This is a genomic window from Planomonospora sp. ID67723 (assembly GCF_015711605.1).
In the GTDB taxonomy this organism is placed as follows: domain Bacteria; phylum Actinomycetota; class Actinomycetes; order Streptosporangiales; family Streptosporangiaceae; genus Planomonospora_A.
In genome coordinates this window covers 1893263-1907362 of sequence record NZ_JABTEZ010000002.1, presented here as the reverse complement: position 1 = coordinate 1907362, position 14100 = coordinate 1893263, and the positions used below count along the sequence as shown (strand labels likewise).

Sequence of the window (14100 nt, the reverse complement as noted above, 5' to 3'; positions counted from 1 at the left end):
GTCAGGTGTCGGCGGCCAGCCTGAACCCGGTGTTGCCGGTGCTGCTGTCCGGGGTGTTCGAGCTGCGGGCGGCGACGCGGTAGCGGTTGCAGTAGGAGGCGTGGCAGAGGTAGGAGCCTCCCCGCAGCACCCGGCCGGTCCCGGTCTCCGGGCCGCGCGGGTCCTTCAGCGGCCCGGCCGGGTGGTCGGCGGCGAACCAGTCGGCGCACCACTCCCAGACGTTGCCGACCATGTTGTACAGGCCGTGGCCGTTGGGCCGGTAGGACCGCACCGGCGCGGTGCCGAGGTGGCCGTCCTCCTCGGTGTTGTGCTCCGGGAATCGCCCCTGCCAGATGTTGCAGCGGTGCCGCCCGTCCGGGGTCAGCTCGTCACCCCACGGGTAGCGCGCCTGGTCCAGCCCGCCGCGCGCGCCGTACTCCCACTCGGCCTCGGTGGGCAGCCGCCCGCCCGCCCACGCGCAGTATGCCTGCGCGTCATGCCAGGACACGTGCACGACGGGGTGGTCCCGGCGGGTGCCGACCGTGCTGCCCGGCCCTTCGGGGGCGTGCCAGCAGGCTCCCTCGACCGCCAGCCACCACGGCGTCCGCACGGGCGAGGGCAGCGCGCGGCGCGCGCTCTCCGGCAGGAGCAGGTGGAAGACGTAGGACCAGCCGAACCGCTCGGCGTCGGTCACATAGCCGGTCGCCTGCACGAACGCCGAGAACCGGGCATTGCTCACCGCCGTGGGCGCGATCCGGAACGGCCGGAGCGTCACCTCCCTGACCGGTCCCTCCCCGTCGAGCGGGAACCCCGCCCGGTCGTCGGTCCCCATCCGGAACGCACCGCCGTCCAGCCGGACCAGCCCGACCGCCCCGCGGCCGGAGACGGCGGCCACCGGGCGGACCTGCCGCCCGGTGCGGCCCGGAGCGCAGCAGCGATCGGCCATCGGATTCCTCCGGTCTCACCGGCGACGGGGTGGCATCGTCCCACGCCCGCGGGTGCGGACCGTGCGCGACCCCGCCTCCGTGGACCCCGCCTCCGTGGACCCCCGGCCCGGTGACCGGCCGGGCCGGGGACCGGCCGGGCCGGGGACGGTCATTCGGCGGGAGGGGCGTAGGCGGCCGTGGTCCGGTCCGCCGCGGCCCGCGCCGCCGCCTCGCCCGCGCCCGCCGCGACGTTCGCGTCGCACCAGCGCTCGCTGCTGAGCGTCATGAAGCGCCTGCCCTCCTCGGAGGCGACCCACTCCCCCGCATCCTCCGGACTCACCGAGGCTCCGGAGGACAGGTGACCGGCCAGGCCCAGGAGTGCCATGTCCCAGCCGACGCCCACCGCGCCGGGGCCGAACTCGGCCCACCGCTCGTCGTCGACGTGGGCGATGTGCTCCAGCTCGAACCGGGTGCCGCCCTCCGGATCGGGCGTCAGCCGTACCTCGATCCAGCTGATCTCGCCGCCGTACTCCCAGGTGGCGGCGAATCCCTTGGGCGGGTCGCAGCGCTCGATCGTGCCGCTCGCGTTGCCCTGGAGCTGGTAGTTCCCGCCCAGGCGCAGGTCGCCCGTGACGGGCATGAACCAGCGGGGGATGCGCTCGGGATTGGTGCAGGCGTCCCAGAGGTCGTCGAGGTCGGTGTCGTAGGACTGGCTGACGGTCACGGTGCGCGCCTGCCCCGCCTCCAGCACCCGGCTGCCGACCTGCCGCCGGACGGAACTGATCTGGTGGGTCACATCGATCATGGAAGTCTCCCTTGCTCTGTAGGTCCTTCGCCGGACTCCCGGAGCCGTCGTTCACGCCTGCCCCGGGCCAGTTCCGTCGCCAGTGCGTCCAGGTGCGGAGTCCAGAAGCGCCGGAAACGGTCGAGCCACGCGTCGATCTCGCGCAGCGGTTCGGAGTTCACCGCGTAGAGGCGGCGGGTCCCCTCCGGCCGCACCGTCGCGAAGCCGCCCTCTCGCAGCACCTTGAGGTGCTGCGAGACCGCCGGTTGTGAGATGCCGAACTCCTCCCGGATGACCTCGCACACCGCGCCGGAGGTCATCTCCCCGCCGGCGAGCAGTTCCAGGATCCTGCGGCGCACCGGATCGCCAAGCACATCGAACGCATGCACGACATCACTATATCAGCATTGCCTTATATAAGTCATTGGCTATTGAAGTCGCGTCCGCCGGTGCTCGAAGCCCGCCCCGCCGCCCCGGGCTCCGGGCGTGCTCCCCGAACAGGCCGGGGTCCTCCGGGGCGTTATTCGATGGATCCGCCCCCTCCGGCCCCCTTACAGTCGCCGGAGCGTCACAACGTCACGGGGAGCCGATCATGCGGGTGCACTACCCTCGCACTCCTCACCTGCCCTGGTCGCCGGGCGTCTCTCCGGACGACGTGCGGGCCGGCGGGCTGCCGGGGCTGGAGGGCCGGGAGGTCGTCGTCACCGAGAAGCTCGACGGGGAGAACACCACCCTGTACGCCGACGGGCTGCACGCCCGCTCGCTCGACTCGGCGCACCATCCGTCCCGCGCCTGGGTCAAGGCTCTGCACGGCAGGATCGCCCGCTCGATCCCGACGGGCTGGCGGGTGTGCGGGGAGAACCTCTACGCCCGGCACTCGATCGGCTACGACGACCTGGAGAGCTGGTTCTACGCCTTCTCCGTCTGGGACGGCGAGCACTGCCTCGACTGGGACCGGACCGTGCGCTTCGCCCGCGGGCTGGGCGTCCCGGTGCCGCGGGTACTGTGGCGCGGCGTCTTCGACGAGCGGGCTCTGCGGGCCCTGAGGGTGGAACCGGCCAGGCAGGAGGGCTACGTCGTGCGGACCGCCGAGGGGTTCCGCAGGGAGGAGTTCGCCCGCCGCGTGGCCAAGTGGGTGCGTCCCGGGCACGTGCAGACGGACGAGCACTGGATGCTGGCGCCCGTCGTCGAGAACGGCCTGAGCCCGGCCGCGGCGCTGTGGGAGGTGCGCTCGGGGGCCCCGGCGGACGTGCCGTCGCTCCTGGCCGCGGTGGGCGTCGCGGCCGGGGAGCCGCACGGGCTCGCCCTCGCGGAGACCTCCACGGCGGCGGCCGCCGCATCCCAGGCCGCCGCGTCCCGGGCCTCGGCGCCGCCGGCCACCGCCGTCGAGCGCGCCGAGGCGGTCGTGGCCGACGTCTCCGCCCGGCTCGACCTGCTGGGCCGGACCGGCGACGCCCGGCTGGCGGGGGTGCTGGCCGCCCTGTTCCACGGCGCGCACCGCGGCTGGCTGGCGCCCCGGCTGGTGGCGTCCCTCGGCGTGCCCCTGGCACGGAGGACCGCCGACCTGGCCGATCTGCACGCGGGGCTGCACCTTCCCTTCCCCGACGAGGCGCGCAGGACCGGTCTGGTACGGCTGGCCGCCGCGGCCGACCTGGGGATCCTGCACGCGGTGGCCGCCGCGGTCCTGGCCGGGCGCGGTGACGGCGACGCCGCCGAGGCGCGCGAGCAGGTCGCCTGGTCCGAGCTCCACGCCGAAGAGGCCGGGCTGCTCGGCGAGGCGCCGCTGGAACCGCTCCGCGCGGGCCTGCGCCGGGTCCTCGGACGTGACTCCGGTACGGCGGGCCCGCGGCGGTCCGGACCGGCGGCCCCGTGGACGGCGCCCGGCGGAGGAGGCCGCGACGCGGCGGACCGGTGCTGGGCCGAGACGCGGGAGGCGTACGCACTGGGCCGGATCGCCACGGCGGAGGAGGCCGCGGCACTGACCTGGCGGTGGCGGTCGGGTGACTTCCCCCGGCTCGTCGTCATGGTGGGGCCGTCGGGCAGCGGGAAGAGCACCTTCGCCCGGAGCGTCGCGGGCACCGACGCCGTCGTCTCGCTCGACGACCTGCGCCAGGCCCGCGGCTCCCGGTCGGACCAGCGGGCCAACCCGGAGGTCCTGCGCGAGGGCCTGCGCCGGCTCGACGCGCTCCTGGCCGGCGGCGGGACCGCCGTCTGGGACGCCACCGCGCTGAACCGGCACCAGCGCTCCCTGGTGCAGGCCGTGGCCCGCCGCCGTGACGCGCTGACGACGCACGCGGTCATGCTGGTCCCGGACGGCGTGCTGGCGCGGCGCAACGCCGCCCGCGCGCATCCGGTGCCGCCGGAGGTGCTCTCCGCCCAGCTCCGCCGCTTCTCCCCGCCCGCTCCGGGAGAGGCGCACCGCACGTGGTACATCGGAGCGGAGGGGGACGTCCGCGACGTCGCCGGAGCACTCGACGGCGAGGAGGGATGAGCATGCGGACGAGCGAGGAGATCTACCACCGGGTCCGCTGGGACCCGCGTTTCGACCCGGCGCGCTTCGTCCTGGGGATCAACGTGCGCGGGGCCGCGCCCAAGCGCGTGCCGCTGCCCGCGTTCGTTCCCGGGGGCGACATCCCGTGGCACCGGATCCTGTTCGTCGAAGCGGACGGCGAGGTGGTCTGGGACCGGTCGGCGGGTCTGGACCGCATCGACTCCTCGCAGGCCGGGCGGGTGCGGGACCCGCGCCTGCTCCGGGCACCGTTCTTCACGGCCGTGACGCCGTCCGCCTGGGACCCGCTGGCGGGCTGGCGCCCGGCGGAAGCCGTACCGGCCGGGCGTGCGCCCGGCGCGGCCCGGCTGCGCGTGCTGACCTGGAACACCCTGTGGGACCGCTATGACAGCGACCGGATCGACACCGCCCGGCGCAGGCCGCTGCTGCTGGAGGCGTTGGAGCGGGCCGACGCTGACGTCATCGCGCTGCAGGAGGTCGAGGCGGAGCTGCTCGGCATGCTGCTGCGGACCCGGTGGATCCGCTCGGGTTACACGCTGGGCACCGACCCTGCGGGGCGGGACGTCGACGACAGCGGGCTGCTGCTGCTCAGCCGCCTGCCCGTGCGGGAGGCGGGCCGGCACGTCCTGGGCCCGTACAAAGCCGTCACCGCCGTCACGGTGGAGCTCGCCACCGGGCCGGTCGTGGTGGCCGCCACGCATCTCACCAGCGACCACGCCGAGAACGGGCCCGCCAGGCGGGAGGCCGAGCTCGCCAGGCTCGCCGAGGTGCTGGCCTCGGTGGAGGGGGAGGTGATCCTGCTGGGCGACCTCAACGACGGCGGGAGCGGGCCCGCCGGGGTGCTGGGGTTGCGGGACGCCTGGACCGAGGTCCGGGGGCCCGACGACCGGACGCCGACCTTCGATCCGCGGGTCAACCCGCTGGCGGCCGTCTCTTCCCTCTCCGGCCGGGCCTCCCGGCTCGACCGGGTCCTGCTGCGCGGCCCCGGCCTGAGCGCCGAGGCCGCGGCTCTGCTGGGCGACTCGCCGGCGACTTCCGACGGCCTGTTCGTCTCCGACCACTACGGAGTCGCGGTGGACCTCGCCGCCGGCGAGGAGAGAGGGCCCGGCTCCCCCGGCGTCCTCGACGTGCGGCCGACGGCCCGCACGGCAGTGGCCTGGATCCCGCCGGAGGAGCTCTGGCCGGCGGTCCAGGAGATCCGCCGCGAGCACGACCCCCAGGTCCGCAGGTGGCCGCCGCACGTCAACGTGCTGTTCGGTTTCGTGCCGGAGTCCGACTTCGAGGAGGCGGCCCGGCTGCTGGCCTCCGCCGCGGCGGGGGTCGCCCCGTTCACCGCGCGGCTGGCGGGCGTGCGATCCTTCCCCCACCGTGACGACTCCACGGTCTGGCTCGATCCGGCCTCGGGCGGGGCGGAGCCGTGGGCCGGGCTGCGCGCCGCGCTGGAACGCGGCTTCCCCCGTTGCCGGGGCCGCGCCGAGGGATACACCCCGCACCTGACCCTGGGCAGGACACCGGACCCGGAGCGGCTGGCCGCCGACTGCGCGGTACGGCTCGGCGCGATGCCGGCGCACGTCGGCGAGGTGGTCCTGCTCTCGCGCCGGGGCGAGGAACCCATGCGGCCCCGGGCGGCCGTCACCCTGGGGACGGGCGAGGTCCGCTGGCTCGACCACGGAGAGCACGCGCCCGGCGGGGCTCACGGACCTGACGCCGGCCGGCCGGGCCGCGCGCCCGGAGAGGGCCCCGGAACACAGGGAGGCTCTCCGGAGGGGGACGGCACGCGGGCGCGGAAGGTCGTGGAACGGCTGCGGGACGCGCTCCCGGAAGGGACCGTCCACGTCGCCGGCTCGCGGCGGCTGGGCTGCGCTCTGGCGGGCGCGGACCTGGACCTGGTGGCGGCCCTTCCGGGATCGCCCGATCTCGCGGACGTCGCAGCCCGGGTGCAGGCCGCGCTGCCGGAGGCGGCCGGGGTGCGGCGGGTGAGCGGGGCCAGGGTGCCCGGTCTGCGGCTGAGCGCCGGTGACCTGGACGTCGATCTGGTCGTCGTCCCGACCGGGGACCTCCTTCCCGCCGAGGCGGTGTCGCGCCGCGGCGAACTGGATGAGGCCTCCGCGATCGCGCTGAGCGCGGTCAGCGACGCGGAGGCGGTACTCGCCGCGGTCGACGGCGCGGACGGTGAGGTGGGAGGCGGCCGCGGCGGTGCCGCAGGCGCGGTGCCCGGCACAGGCGGCGCGAGCCGCGCCGGATTCACCCGGCTGGCCCGGGAGGTGAAGGCGTGGGCGAGGGCGCGGGGGCTGGACTCCGCGCCGTTCGGCGGGCTGCCCGGCCTGGCCTGGACCGTCATGGCGGCGCGGACGGTGTGCGAGTCCGGTGACCTCCCGCCCGCCGACCTGCTCCGGCGGTTCTTCGGCGGGTGGGCCGCGTGGGACTGGCGTGAGCCGATCGCACTCCGACCGGACATTCCCCTGCCCGAACCGGTCGGCGGCTCCGAGGCCGGCGTGCGCGTCATGACCCCCACCGCACCGGTCCGCCTCTGCAGCGAGCAGGTCGGCCCCGGCATGCGGGACCTCCTGACGCAGGAGCTCTACGGCGCCTGGGAGATCGTGGAGGCGGCGGCGGAGGCCGGCGGCGACCCCCGGCCGGCTCTGTGGTCCCCGCCGCCGCTGCACCGGCGGCACGCGGCGTGGGCGGTCGTGACCGTGCGGGCGGGACGGGGCGAGGAGTTCGGTGTGACGCTGGGCCGTGTCCGGGGCCGGGTGCGCGCGCTGCTCACCGCGCTGGAACGGGCGGGCACGCGGGACGTGCACGCCTGGCCCCGGCCGTTCGAGACCGGGCCGGAGCTGGCGCGGTTCGCGGTAGGGCTCGGCCGCACACCGCCGGACGCGGCCGGGCTCGCGGGCCTCACCGCTCCGTGGGCGGCGGGTCTGCGCGGGACGGAGGTCGGACGGGCGGAGTGCGGCGAGGTGCCGACGCTCCGCTGATCTCCCCGGCCCCGATCGTGGTGCTGCCGCCGTGCCCGGTGTGGACTGCCGTCTCGGGCGGCAGCACGAGCAGGCGGTCGCGGATCGAGTCGATGATGACGCCGAAGTCGGAGAACGACCGCCCGGTGGCACCCGGCCCGCCCTGGAACAGGGTGTCGCCGGTGAACACTGCGCCGAGTAACCAGACGTTGTTGTCGACGTCGAAGGTCTGGCCGTCGAGGCTGAAGGTCCCGGAGGTGACGGCGTGGTCGACGCGGGCACCCATCAGAGGACCACCACCGAACGGAGCACCTCGCCGTGGTGCATCCTGCCGAAGGCGGTCTCAACCTCGTCCAGCGCGATGGTCTCGCTGACGAAGGCGCCGAGGTCGAGCCGGCCCTGCAGATGCAGGTCGACGAACATGGGGAAGTCCCGGCTGGGCAGGCAGTCGCCGTACCAGGAGGACTTCAGCGCGCCGCCGCGGCCGAAGACGTCCAGCAGGGGCAGCTCCAGCGTCATCTCGGGAGTGGGCACGCCGACCAGGACCACGGTCCCGGCCAGGTCGCGGGCGTAGAAGGCCTGCTTGTAGGTCTCCGGCCGGCCGACCGCCTCGATCACCACGTCGGCGCCGAAGCCCCCGGTGAGCTCGCGGATCGCCTCCACCGGATCTGTGACGGAGGAGTCGACCGTGTGGGTGGCGCCGAAGCCCTTGGCCCACTCCAGCTTGCGGGCGTCGACGTCGACCGCGATGATCTTCGCCGCGCCGGCCAGCCGCGCCCCGGCGATGGCCGCGTCGCCGACGCCGCCGCAGCCGATCACCGCGACGCTGTCGCCGCGGGTGACGCCTCCGGTGTTGACGGCCGCGCCCAGGCCGGCCATCACACCGCAGCCGAGCAGCCCGGCCGCGGCCGGGCCGACGGCGGGGTCAACCTTGGTGCACTGGCCCGCCGCCACGAGTGTCTTCTCGGCGAACGCGCCGATGCCGAGGGCGGGCGAGAGCCCGGTGCCGTCGGCCAGGGTCATCTTCTGCACGGCGTTGTGGGTGCTGAAGCAGTACCACGGCCGGCCGCGACGGCAGGCCCGGCACCGGCCGCAGACGGCCCGCCAGTTGAGGATGACGAAGTCTCCGGGGACCACGTCACCGGCCCCCTCCCCCACGGCCTCGACGACCCCGGCCGCCTCGTGCCCGAGCAGGAAGGGGAACTCGTCGTTGATGCCGCCCTCGCGGTAGTGCAGGTCGGTGTGGCACACGCCGCACGCCTGGACCCTCACCAGGGCCTCACCGGGGCCGGGGTCGGGGACGAGCACCGTCTCCACCGACACCGGCTCGCCCTTCGCCCGGGCGACGACTCCGCGGACCTCATGCACCATCGGCTCCTGACCCCTTCCGTTCCGGGCCTCGTCCGTGCCCGTTCCGCCCCGAGGCGAGCGGCGCCCGGGAACGCGGCGGGATGTCCGCGCCGGGACCGGCACGCCCGGAGAACCGCTCTGTCCTCATCGGGAGCTTCCTTCCCCCGTGACGCGGCCGGCAGACACCGAATCAGGCATCAGGAAAAGCGATGTCTCCCGTGCCACGTCCCCGGCCGGCGCCCGGAGGCCTGAGCCGTACGCGGACGGTAGGGGGCCGGCCCGGAGCCGCACGGGCCGGCAGCCGGACCGGACGCGCACGCAGATCCGGCTGAGAGGCCCTCACCCGGGAAGGGTCTCCCCGCCGATCGGGGCGAGGATCTCACCGGTGTAGTAGGACGACAACCGCCCGGCCGCGAAGAACACGTACGAGGGCGCGATCTCGTCGGGGTCGGCGGCCCGCTTCATGGGTGCCTGCTTGCCGAAATCCTCGACCCGCTCCTCGGGGAAGGTCGCCGGAATCAGCGGTGTCCAGACCGGTCCGGGCGCCACCGCGTTCACCCTGATGCCCCGCTCGATGAGGTTCTGCGCCATCGCATAGGTGAAGGCGTTGATCGCCCCCTTGGTCGCGGAGTAGTCCAGGAGCGTCTTGTTGCCGCGCAACCCGTTGATGGAGGAGGTGTTGATGATCGCGCTGCCCTCGCGCAGATACGGCAGCGCCGCCTTGGTGACCCGGTAGTAGCTGTGGATGTTGACCGCGAAGGTGTGCTCCCACTGCTCGTCGGTCAACTCCTCCAGCGACTCGACCGGCGCCTGGTAGGCGACGTTGTTGACCAGGATGTCGAGGCCGCCGAGTTCGGCCACCGTCTGCTCGACGGTCGAGGCGCAGTGGTCGCGGTCGCTCAGGTCACCAGGGATCAGCACGCAGCGACGCCCGGCCGCCTCCACCAGCTTCCTGGTGTGGTTGGCGTCGTCGTGCTCGACCAGATAGGCGATCGCGACGTCGGCTCCTTCCTTGGCGAAGGCGACGGCGACCGCGCGGCCGATCCCCGAGTCGCCACCGGTGATCAGCGCGCGCTTGCCGGCCAGCAGGTCCCTCCCGGTGTAGTCGCGCATCTCGTCACGCGGCTCGGGCGTCATCTCCCCGCTGTGGCCCGGGTACGGCTGGCTCTGCGCCGGCGGTGTGGTGTTCGCTTCCTCTGGCATGTCCCTGAAGTGCCCGCGTCCTCTCCCGTCTAACGCCGGGGCGCGATCACGGCCTATCGCGCCCCGGCACGATCCGGTACGAGGAGTTCGGGAGTCTCCCACGTCTGCTCGGCCAGCAACCGGGCGACGTCACGCACGTCGTGCCGCACGCGGAAGGCGGCGCGCTGGCGGGCCGCTCCCGAGCCGCGGCGGCGCAGCCGGTTCAGCAGGTCCGTCACGAGGAGCAGGTCGCCGCTCTCCTCCAGGGCGGAGCGCACCCACCGCAGCAACGCGCCGACCAGCTTCCACATCGGTGCCCGGCGGCCGGTCAGCAGATCGACGCCCTCTCCCTCCAGCCCGTCGTGGGCCGCTCGCCAGTAGGCCGCCTCCAGCAGTGACTGGTCCACCTCGGGAGGCGGCAGGCCCTTCCTGACGTCGACGAGGGCTGTGGCGGCCAGCGCCCTGACCAGTCCGGCCAGCGCGACGGCCTCGTCGGCCGTCGCGCACGTGTCCGCGGTGCGGAACTCCAGGGTGGGCAGGTGGTGGGAGGGCCTGACGTACCAGTAGATCATCCCCCGGTCCATGATGACCCCGCTGTCGAGGAGGGCTTCGACGACCGCGTCGTAGTGCTCGGCCGAGGAGAAGCAGGGGGGCGGGCCGGCGCTGGGCCAGCGGGACCACAGTACGGCGCGCCAGCTGGCGTAGCCGGTGTCCGTCCCCTCGGCGATCGGGGAGTTGGCGGTCAGCGCCTGGAGCACCGGCAGCCAGAGGCGCACGTGGTCGCTCACCCGGACCGCCTCCTCGCGGTCGGCGATTCCGATGTGGACGTGGCAGCCGCAGACGCCCTGGCCGTGCAGGAGGGCGCCGTAACGGCGGGACATGCGTTCGTAGCGCGCGGACGGGGTCAGCGGCGGCAGGCCGGCGTTGCCGAGCAGCGCCGTACCGGACGCCATCAGGCACGCCCCGGCGCGCTCGGCCGCCGCGCCCACCGAGGCCCGCAGCTCTGCCAGGTCCCGGCGCAGGTTCTCCAGGTCGGTGTGGATGAGACTGTTGGTCTCGATCTGGAACCTGGCCAGCTCCGGCTGGACCCGTCCGGTGAGGGGGGCGCCGATCCGCCTGCGCACCGTCGGCGCGGCCGGCACGACCCTGCCGGTCTCCGGGTCGACGAGCAGGAACTCCTCTTCCACTCCCATGGTGAGGCGGGGGAAGGAGGAGGTTCCCGTGGTCGCGGAGCTCATTTCGCGCACCGATCGGCTGCGCGGTGCCACCGTGTGGGAGAACTGGCAGGTCCGGCGATGTAGAGCATGGTCGACCCCCCTTGCAGCCCGACACCAAAGCGGACAGAAGGTGTATATATCCGGTTCTGGTAGGAAAAATCCTGTCTGCCCTGCCGGTCATGGGCCGGAAGGCCGTCGCCGGGCCGGAGGACCCTGATGGCGGAAACGCAGGCGGGTCATGGCCGCTCATGGACGGCCGCCCCTCAGGGCGGCCGTGTAGGTGACATACCCCTGCGCGCGTACCGGGAATCTTCCCCGGCCGGCTGAATCGTCCCGGTGTTCGCCACCTTTGCGATGACAGCACCGTTCCATGCGCGATCGATGCTCAGGGCGGGTTCGCCGCCCTCCTCCCCCGGGCACGAGGTGTCGTAACGGCGTGTGGGGATGGGGCGAATGAGGATCGTGGGGATCGCGGGCGCTTTCCGCCCCGGGGCGCACGTTCGCAGGCTTCTGGACGCGGTGGCCCGGCAACTGCCCGAGTCGGCCGAGTTCGAGATCTGGGACGGGCTGGAGCGGGTTCCTCCCGTCGGCAACGGCCGGTTACCGGCCGAGGTGGACGAACTGTGCCGCGTCCTGTCCGCCGCGGACGGCCTGCTGATCACCGCGCCGGAGCACAGCGTCCTTCCCGTCCAGTTGAAGCACGCCTTGAGCTGGGCGGCGTCGCCGATGGCGGGCGGCGTTCTGGTGGGCAAGCCGGTCGCCGTGGTGACCGCCTGCGTGCGTCCCCACGAGGCGATGTGGACGCAGGTGGAGCTGCACTGGCTTCTCGGCGCGGGCGGCGCCGTCGTGCACCGCGCCGATCTTCCGGTGTTCCCGGCGGCTCGGCAGTTCAACGTCATCGGCAGGCTCGCCGACCCGGTGGCCCGGGAACGGGCGGGCAGTGCGCTCGAGGCGGTCTGCGCGGATGTCCGCGAGGCCCTGAAGACCAGGGCGGCCTGCCGCTTCTCCGGTCTGGCCCCGCTCGCGGCCCCGGCACCGATCCCGGTGGACGAGCTCGGCACCCGGCCCGCCGCCGATCCCGGTGGACGGCCCCGGCGCGCGCCCGCGCGAGCACGCCGTTCCGGCGGAGCCGAGCTGAGCCCGCAGCGGAGCTGAACCGGCCCGGGCGGGGCCGGGAAACCGCTCAGATGGCGATGACCACTTCCAGCGTGCGCGGGCCGTGCACGCCCTCGACCCTGTCGAGCTCGATGTCGCTGGTCGCCGAAGGACCGCTGATCCAGGTCAGCGGCGCGTCGGGGGTCAGCCGGGCGATCGCCTCGGGCACGCCCGCCACGATCTGGTCGGCCCGCACCACGCACAGGTGGTGGTCCGGGACCAGCGTCAGCTCCCTGCGTCCCTGCCCGGGCCCGGCGTCCAGCACGATCGTGCCGGTCACCGCGATCGCCACCGCGCACCCGGTGAGCACCGCGTCCGCGGCGCCGAGCTCGTCTCTCGCGGGGTCGGTGAGCACCGCGTCCGCGGCCTCCCGGGCGGGTCCGGCCCACTCGGCGGGCAGCCCGTCCGGCACGGCGATCCGCTTGCCCGCCGCCAGCTCGGCGAGCCTGGCGGGCACCAGGGCCACCGGCACCACGTGCACGATCGCCCGGTAGTCCGCGATCCGCTCGGCCAGCAGCCCGGCCAGGTCGTCGCAGGGAACCGCCGTGCGGTAGGCACGCGGAATCCCCGCCTCCGGAGCCTCCGGCGCCTCCGCGACGGCCCGCCTGATCCGGCCGAGGATCTCCTCGCGCGCGCTCATGATCGCTCCCACCAGTCTCTGAACGACTCCTCGGGGATCTCGGGCAGATCTCTGGTGTCGGTCCAGGCCGACGCCGGACCCGGCAGACGCCTGGGGATCAACCGCCTGAGGCGGACGGCGAGACGCTGCGCCCGCGACAACCGCGCCTGGTCGGCCAGGAGCCACCCGGCCGCGCGCATCGCCATCCGCTCGGAGCGCGGGTGACGGGCCCTGGCCCGCAGCTCGACCAGCACCTCGGGGATGTCGATCGCGACCGGGCAGACCTCCAGGCACGCGCCGCAGAGCGAGGAGGCATAGGGCAGGGAGTTGTCCAGCTCCGAGCCCATGCCGCGCAGTTGCGGGGTGAGGATGGCGCCGATCGGGCCGGGGTAGACCGAGCCGTAGGCGTGGCCGCCCGCACGCTCGTACACCGGGCAGACGTTCAGGCAGGCCGAGCAGCGGATGCAGCGCAGCGCCTGGCGGCCGACCTCGTCGGCGAGCACGCCGGTCCGGCCGTTGTCCAGCAGGACGAGGTGGAACCGCTGCCCCTCGGTCGCCCCGGTCCACATGGAGGTGTAGGGGTTCATCCGCTCGCCGGTGGAGCTGCGCGGCAGGAGCTGCAGGAAAACCTCCAGGTCCCGCCAGGTGGGCAGCACCTTCTCGATGCCGACCACGCTGATCAGCGTCTCGGGCAGGGTCAGGCACATCCGGCCGTTGCCCTCCGACTCCACCACCACCATCGTGCCGGTCTCGGCGATCATGAAGTTGGCACCGGAGATCGCGACCTTGCTGGAGAGGAAGCGCTCACGCAGATGCAGGCGGGCCGCCTCGGCCAGCGCCGCGGGCTCGTCGCTCAGGCCCTCCGGGGCGGGCCGCCCCCACGCGGCCATCCTGTCGCGGAATATCTCGCGGATCTCCGTGCGGTTGCGGTGGATCGCCGGGACCAGGATGTGGCTGGGCCAGTCGTCGCCCAACTGGACGATCAGCTCCGCCAGATCGGTCTCGTAGGCGGTGATGCCGTGGGCGGCCAGGTGCTCGTTGAGGCCGATCTCCTGCGTCACCATCGACTTGACCTTGACCACGTCGCTCTCGCCCGTCGCCCTGACCAGCTCGGTGACGATGCGGTTGGCCTCATCGGCGTCGGCGGCCCAGTGCACGTGCCCGCCCGCCCGCGTCACGGCCTCCTCCAACTGCAGGAGGTAGCGGTCCAGGTGGCGCAGGGTGTGGTCCTTGACCGCCCGGCCGGCCTCGCGGAGCTCCGCCCAGTCGGGCAGCTCCTCGACGACCCTGGCCCGCTTGCCGCGGATGGTGTGCGTGGCCTTGCGGAGGTTCCGCCCGAGCTGGGCGTCCTGCATGGCCTCCGCCGCGTTCTCACGGAAGCTCCGCGGCATGCCGATGAAGGTCACGCTGCCGCGCCCACGC

The 14100-nt window shown here is 74.1% G+C and carries 11 protein-coding genes and 1 pseudogene; 3 read left to right on the top strand and 9 right to left on the bottom strand.

What is annotated here, in order from left to right; genetic code table 11:
* Position 1 precedes the first annotated feature (1 nt).
* The 3 genes from HS041_RS21100 to HS041_RS21090 form a co-directional block, all read right to left on the bottom strand.
* Positions 2-925: a formylglycine-generating enzyme family protein gene (locus HS041_RS21100; RefSeq protein WP_196442363.1), complete on the bottom strand. Its 924-nt coding sequence runs from the start codon at positions 923-925 to the stop codon at positions 2-4.
* 149 nt (positions 926-1074) lie between these two features.
* Positions 1075-1710, bottom strand: coding sequence for an SRPBCC family protein (locus HS041_RS21095; protein WP_196442362.1), 636 nt, complete (start codon positions 1708-1710; stop codon positions 1075-1077).
* Positions 1707-2078, bottom strand: coding sequence for an ArsR/SmtB family transcription factor (locus tag HS041_RS21090; RefSeq protein WP_196442361.1), 372 nt, complete (start codon positions 2076-2078; stop codon positions 1707-1709). Before HS041_RS21090 ends, HS041_RS21095 begins: the two co-directional genes overlap by 4 nt.
* Before the next feature lie 203 nt (positions 2079-2281).
* Here HS041_RS21090 and HS041_RS21085 point away from each other — a divergent pair, with 203 nt between their 5' ends.
* Both HS041_RS21085 and HS041_RS21080 read left to right on the top strand, forming a co-directional pair.
* Positions 2282-4180 (top strand): RNA ligase family protein, encoded by a 1899-nt coding sequence (locus tag HS041_RS21085; protein ID WP_196442360.1) that lies wholly within the window; start codon positions 2282-2284, stop codon positions 4178-4180.
* A gap of 2 nt (positions 4181-4182) precedes the next feature.
* The gene (locus HS041_RS21080) at positions 4183-7176 is read left to right on the top strand and encodes a poly(A) polymerase (RefSeq protein ID WP_196442359.1); all 2994 of its coding nucleotides are present in this window, start codon (positions 4183-4185) and stop codon (positions 7174-7176) included.
* Here HS041_RS21080 and HS041_RS21075 read toward each other — a convergent pair.
* The 4 genes and pseudogenes from HS041_RS21075 to HS041_RS21060 all read right to left on the bottom strand — a co-directional run.
* A pseudogene (locus HS041_RS21075) lies at positions 7097-7354 on the bottom strand (MBL fold metallo-hydrolase); the annotation flags it as partial. The gene HS041_RS21080 and the pseudogene HS041_RS21075 sit on opposite strands and share 80 nt — an antisense overlap.
* A gap of 86 nt (positions 7355-7440) precedes the next feature.
* Complete coding sequence (locus HS041_RS21070) at positions 7441-8526, bottom strand: S-(hydroxymethyl)mycothiol dehydrogenase (RefSeq protein ID WP_196442358.1); 1086 nt, start codon at positions 8524-8526, stop codon at positions 7441-7443.
* Between the two features lie 318 nt (positions 8527-8844).
* A complete protein-coding gene (locus HS041_RS21065; RefSeq protein ID WP_196442357.1) occupies positions 8845-9708 on the bottom strand; it encodes an SDR family oxidoreductase in 864 nt (287 codons plus the stop codon).
* 53 nt (positions 9709-9761) lie between these two features.
* Entirely contained in the window at positions 9762-10925 is a 1164-nt protein-coding gene (locus HS041_RS21060) for a carboxylate-amine ligase (RefSeq protein WP_196442356.1), read from the bottom strand.
* A 432-nt stretch (positions 10926-11357) separates the two neighbouring features.
* Between HS041_RS21060 and HS041_RS21055 the strand changes: the two genes are divergently transcribed.
* Entirely contained in the window at positions 11358-12059 is a 702-nt protein-coding gene (locus HS041_RS21055) for an NADPH-dependent FMN reductase (protein WP_196442355.1), read from the top strand.
* A 28-nt stretch (positions 12060-12087) separates the two neighbouring features.
* Here HS041_RS21055 and HS041_RS21050 read toward each other — a convergent pair whose 3' ends face one another.
* Entirely contained in the window at positions 12088-12699 is a 612-nt protein-coding gene (locus HS041_RS21050; RefSeq protein ID WP_196442354.1) for a LutC/YkgG family protein, read from the bottom strand.
* Entirely contained in the window at positions 12696-14069 is a 1374-nt protein-coding gene (locus HS041_RS21045) for a lactate utilization protein B (RefSeq protein WP_196442627.1), read from the bottom strand. Before HS041_RS21045 ends, HS041_RS21050 begins: the two co-directional genes overlap by 4 nt.
* Between the last annotated feature and the right edge of the window lie 31 nt (positions 14070-14100).